Source organism: Collinsella aerofaciens, assembly GCF_040910265.1.
In the GTDB taxonomy this organism is placed as follows: Bacteria; Actinomycetota; Coriobacteriia; order Coriobacteriales; family Coriobacteriaceae; genus Collinsella; species Collinsella aerofaciens_BK.
Genome location: NZ_JBDGAW010000035.1, coordinates 1 through 4,225 on the forward strand (window position 1 = coordinate 1; position 4,225 = coordinate 4,225).

Annotated in this window: 8 protein-coding genes; 1 reads left to right on the forward strand and 7 read right to left on the reverse strand. The window is 45.5% G+C overall.

The features are described from left to right. Window positions 1-105 precede the first annotated feature (105 nt). Complete coding sequence (locus AB5Z14_RS10035) at window positions 106-357, reverse strand: hypothetical protein (RefSeq protein ID WP_368131289.1); 252 nt, start codon at window positions 355-357, stop codon at window positions 106-108. A gap of 412 nt (window positions 358-769) precedes the next feature. Between AB5Z14_RS10035 and AB5Z14_RS10040 the strand changes: the two genes are divergently transcribed. Next, the gene (locus AB5Z14_RS10040) at window positions 770-1,795 is read left to right on the forward strand and encodes a replication initiation protein (protein ID WP_004295509.1); all 1,026 of its coding nucleotides are present in this window, start codon (window positions 770-772) and stop codon (window positions 1,793-1,795) included. Between the two features lie 36 nt (window positions 1,796-1,831). Here the strand turns inward: AB5Z14_RS10040 and AB5Z14_RS10045 are convergent, their stop codons facing one another. The 6 genes from AB5Z14_RS10045 to AB5Z14_RS10070 all read right to left on the reverse strand — a co-directional run. Next, window positions 1,832-2,128, reverse strand: a complete 297-nt coding sequence (locus tag AB5Z14_RS10045; RefSeq protein ID WP_425265811.1) for a hypothetical protein — start codon at window positions 2,126-2,128, stop codon at window positions 1,832-1,834. Next, complete coding sequence (mbpC, locus tag AB5Z14_RS10050) at window positions 2,082-2,534, reverse strand: mobilization protein MbpC (protein WP_004295511.1); 453 nt, start codon at window positions 2,532-2,534, stop codon at window positions 2,082-2,084. The genes AB5Z14_RS10045 and mbpC overlap by 47 nt, the downstream gene beginning before the upstream one ends. Next, the gene (gene mbpB, locus AB5Z14_RS10055; RefSeq protein WP_149970768.1) at window positions 2,491-3,252 is read right to left on the reverse strand and encodes a mobilization protein MbpB; all 762 of its coding nucleotides are present in this window, start codon (window positions 3,250-3,252) and stop codon (window positions 2,491-2,493) included. The genes mbpC and mbpB overlap by 44 nt, the downstream gene beginning before the upstream one ends. Before the next feature lie 29 nt (window positions 3,253-3,281). Next, window positions 3,282-3,581: a mobilization protein MbpA gene (gene mbpA / locus AB5Z14_RS10060; RefSeq protein ID WP_004327437.1), complete on the reverse strand. Its 300-nt coding sequence runs from the start codon at window positions 3,579-3,581 to the stop codon at window positions 3,282-3,284. Window positions 3,582-3,773: 192 nt separating this feature from the next. Next, window positions 3,774-3,929, reverse strand: coding sequence for a hypothetical protein (locus tag AB5Z14_RS10065; protein ID WP_192915051.1), 156 nt, complete (start codon window positions 3,927-3,929; stop codon window positions 3,774-3,776). A gap of 52 nt (window positions 3,930-3,981) precedes the next feature. Continuing rightward, a partial coding sequence (locus AB5Z14_RS10070; protein WP_032581873.1) for a type II toxin-antitoxin system YoeB family toxin occupies window positions 3,982-4,225 on the reverse strand: 244 nt, incomplete at its 5' end.

Consider the following 4,225-nt stretch of genomic DNA (forward strand, 5'->3'; position numbering starts at 1 on the left):
ACAATTCTTTGTAGATTTTCTTATACTTCTTGAACAAATTGGGGTTTGATTTCTTCCATTTGGCAATCACCTTATCCACCCCGTCGGAAACCCTAATTGTGTACATCATAGACTATCGAAATAAGCGTCAATATCCTCACTGCTTTTGAGGGTAACACACTTTCCGGATTTGATTTCTTCCCTTGCCTTGTCAATCCTTGCTTGCAGCTCCGGGGTTATCATCAAATCTTCACGACCAACTTTTACCAAAGCGTAAATCTCGTTTTTCCTGCGAATTAGTACCTGCTTGCCATTGTCAGCTTTGGTGAAAGACGCTGCGAGGTTGTTACGGTATTCTCTTACTGATAATGCTTCCATATCTGTTTGCTTTTAAATTCAGCACAAAGATAGCTATATTTCAATAAAATACAAACATTTTGTACACAAACGTGTACACGCCATAAAAACCCGTTTCCAATCCTACCGCCCGTTGGTTGGTTTTGCTTTGCTCTTTTTCCCTATCGTTTTTCTTTTTCCGACAGTAAATCAACCACTTAGCTCTATAAATTCCCCTTGTCTGTTATAAGCATCGTCTGTAATATGCTCTATCACTTCTTCGCAAACGCCCATAAATAAAGGGATTAGAACATGTGTTTCCCCACACTTTGGGAGTTTAGTCCCCACACTTTGGGAGTTTAAAAGTAAATTAGTCCCCACACTTTGGGAGTTTTACCCCTCTTTTTTTGTTTTAATGTGGGGATTGTGTATATTTGCAGCAAATCAATCGTTTATGAAAAAGAAACTACCTATTACCAAGAATAAAGATGTTGTTGTTTCATGGGTATATACATGGTCAAAACAGCAAGACATGTCCATACACGAACAAAGAATAGTTCTTCGCATACTGGAAGCGTGCCAAGCTGAACTAAAGGGAGTAAAACTGAAAGATTATGCAGGCACGAAACGCAAGTTTGAGCATGGACTTTGGGATGTTGATGCACAAATGCATGTATCTGACGTTATTTTTTCCGGACGTGATTACAATGAAATCATAGCCGCACTCGATTCTTTGGCAGGACGTTTTTTTACTTACGAAGATGACGAGGAATGGTGGAAGTGCGGATTTATATCTAACCCAAAATATAAAAAACGCACTGGCATTATAACCTTTCGTGTGTCTAACGACCTTTGGGATGTGTTTACCAAGTTCGCCAAGGGGTACAGAGAATTTGAGTTAAACAAGGCTCTTGCGCTACCTACTGGGTATTCCCTTAGGTTTTACATGTTAATGAGTGGGCAGGTGTACCCTTTGGATATATCCCTTGAAAACTTGAAAGACCGTCTTGGCATACCTGCGGACAAATACAAGGACAAGAACGGAAAAGACAGAATAGATCATTTTGAGGAAAGAGTTTTGAAACCAGCAAAGGCTGCGCTTGATGAGAGCTGCCCATACACTTTCAACTACGTGAAAGTGCGTGAAAACCCAAACAACAAACGTAGCAAGGTGACCGGGTTTAGGTTCTACCCGGTCTATCAACCACAGTTCAGAGATGAAGAACTGGAAGGGAAAGAATTGCAAGCAAAGGTTACAGCACGATATCAGATAGACAGCCATGTGTACGAGTACCTCCGTTATTCCTGCGGCTTCACATCGGAAGAGATAAACCGGAACAAAGAGACATTCATAACGGCACAAGAAAAGATAACCGACCTTATCGGAGAACTGGCTCTCCTAAACGGAAAATCACGAGAAAAGAACAATCCGAAAGGGTGGATTATAAACGCCCTTAAAGGGAAAATCAAGGATAAGTAACAAGATTACCCGGCTGAAACACTCCGGGTAATCTTGTCAAATCAGAGGAACGATTTCCATTTCTACACCAAGTTCTTTCATCTGCTGTTGTATTTCCTCGCTGCTTAGTTTCTCTCTCGCCAGTGCAAGCCCATGAAAGGCGTCCCAGCCTGCCGGCTTCGAAACGATACTACCGTTTAGGACGGCATGGGTGATTTCGCCGCCGGACTTCGCACCCTTGTTCAGTATGAAGAAGAACCGGGGTTCTTCGTGTTCCGTTGTTCCCATAATTCGTAAAGTTAGATGTTTATTTATTCCCCTTTTGTTCCCTTGCCTGCTCTTGGTAGTATTCATAATACTGCTTGTAGTTGTCCCGGTCTTTGGCTGCATCCGTCCAAAGATAGCACATGAAACAAGCGAACAATAGGGAGATAACAGCACAAAGGATTGAGTAGAACGAAATTCGTTTGTCCACATAACCGCCGTTTTTCATTCTGTACCCCTGCCGTTCAAAGTCCGCCAACACGTTTTTTAGGCGATTTTCGGCACTTTCAAGGCTTTTCCCGTCTATTTGTACCTTTCGGGCTGTTGCGTCCTCTATGCGCTTCGTATAGACTTCAACACGCTTTAGTTCTTGATACACCAGTTCTACCGCAAGCTGCGGGTTTACCCTTGGCGTTGTATCTTTTCTTTTCCGGGGGCTGTACTGTCCCTGCTTAACGTTGGAAGCTGCCGCTTCCGGGTGTGAGTTTGTTTCCATGAGATATGTTCATTGAGTTGCACTTCAGTTTGCTTTGTGTCCGCTCGATATGGGCGAGAGTGTAGCCTTTCCCTATCTCGCTTGCCTTATACTCCGTACCGCTTCGGGCTGTGACATAGTAGCCGTTAAGTTTCCCGGTGCTTGCCCTGGCTTCCCGGACTTTAAAACCTCTCTTACCAAGTTCTTCCTTGAATTTGGTAAAGTCAAAGCCCTGCATCTTCTTCAATACGCCGTCCATGGCTTCCTTGATTTCCGCTTTGTTGACTTTGCCAATGTCCTGCGACTGTACAAAGTTCCGTTCCTTGGCTATGGCATTGGCGGCTTCCGTTGCCTTTTTCCCTATCCAGTTGTCCCGGTACAGTTCCCCGGAAAGGGAAACCCGGTTTGCCAGTATGTGCAGGTGGGCTTGCTCTTTCTTGCTCTCCGTACCGCTGTGCCGGATGATGATGTACTGGTGGTTCGCCAACCCCATGCGCTGCATGAAGTCGTTACCAAGTTCCGCCCAGTCCGCATCCGTAAAGGTGGCGCTTTCCTCTATCGAGGGGCTGACCTCGAAACGTAGGCAGTTGTTTTTTACGTTCGGAAAATCAATGTGATACGGTTTCATTTCCTGCACCATTTCCGCACCAGTACACCCATAAAGTTCATGCCGGGCTATCTCGGTGGCTACTGCCTGCCCGTTTATCTCTTTGGCGAGGTCGTACTCCAATGCCGCCACACCATGTGATATGCTTTTCCCTTTCCCTATCATCGTGAGAGTATTTTTTTGAGCTCTGTAATTAGTGCCCGGTTCTCCTCGAACACTTCCCGGTACTGGCGACCACCGAAGTAGTTGTTCAGCCGTTGGAGCGTTCCTTTCAACTGGGCTATGTCCCGGAGAAGCTGCCGTTCCTCCTCGGTGTACCTCTCCCTTGGGCGCCCCCCAAGGGACAAACTCCGGCAGTATTCCGATACGCTTAGACTGCACCGGGCTGCCTGCTCCGCAAGTGCGTCCTTTTCAAGTTCGGTACACCGGAATGTAATCTTTTCGTTCCGTCTTAGTTCCATGCCACAAAGGTAATCTTAAAATCTTTTTGAGCAAAGCGAGAAAAGCAAGAATTGTCCGACAAGGACACTTCTTGCTATATATACACATGCCGCATGGGAATACATCCACGCCAACCGCCCAGCAAAAAGCCCCGGCGTGTTAGAAAATCCCCCACAGCCTAACAAATTCTACCCCATTTCTACCCAAGGGGATTACACGCCGCAGAAGTCATCCGGGAACATGTCTTCCAGTTCGTCCAAATCAATGGTTTCTTCTTCGGACACCTCCACCCATTCAATGTTTTCTTTCCCTCTTATCGCACATGAGTACATCTCGGCGGCGGCAAGAGAAGAGAACACCTCGTGCATAGGCTCGCCGTTCTCTAACCAGTAAACACAATATTCGACCATAACAGTTTTATCATTTATCGTTGTAATGCCCCTCTACCTCCAAGATGTAGACCTCTACCACTTCCTCGTAAATGTCATAGATTATCCGGTCATGGGCGGTAATGTGTCGAGACCATGTAATATCCCCACCGCCCCTTAACGCTTCGGGATGCCCAAGCCCAGTCTTAGGGTGCTCTAACAATTCTTTGTAGATTTTCTTATACTTCTTGAACAAATTGGGGTTTGATTTCTTCCATTTGGCAATCACCTTATCC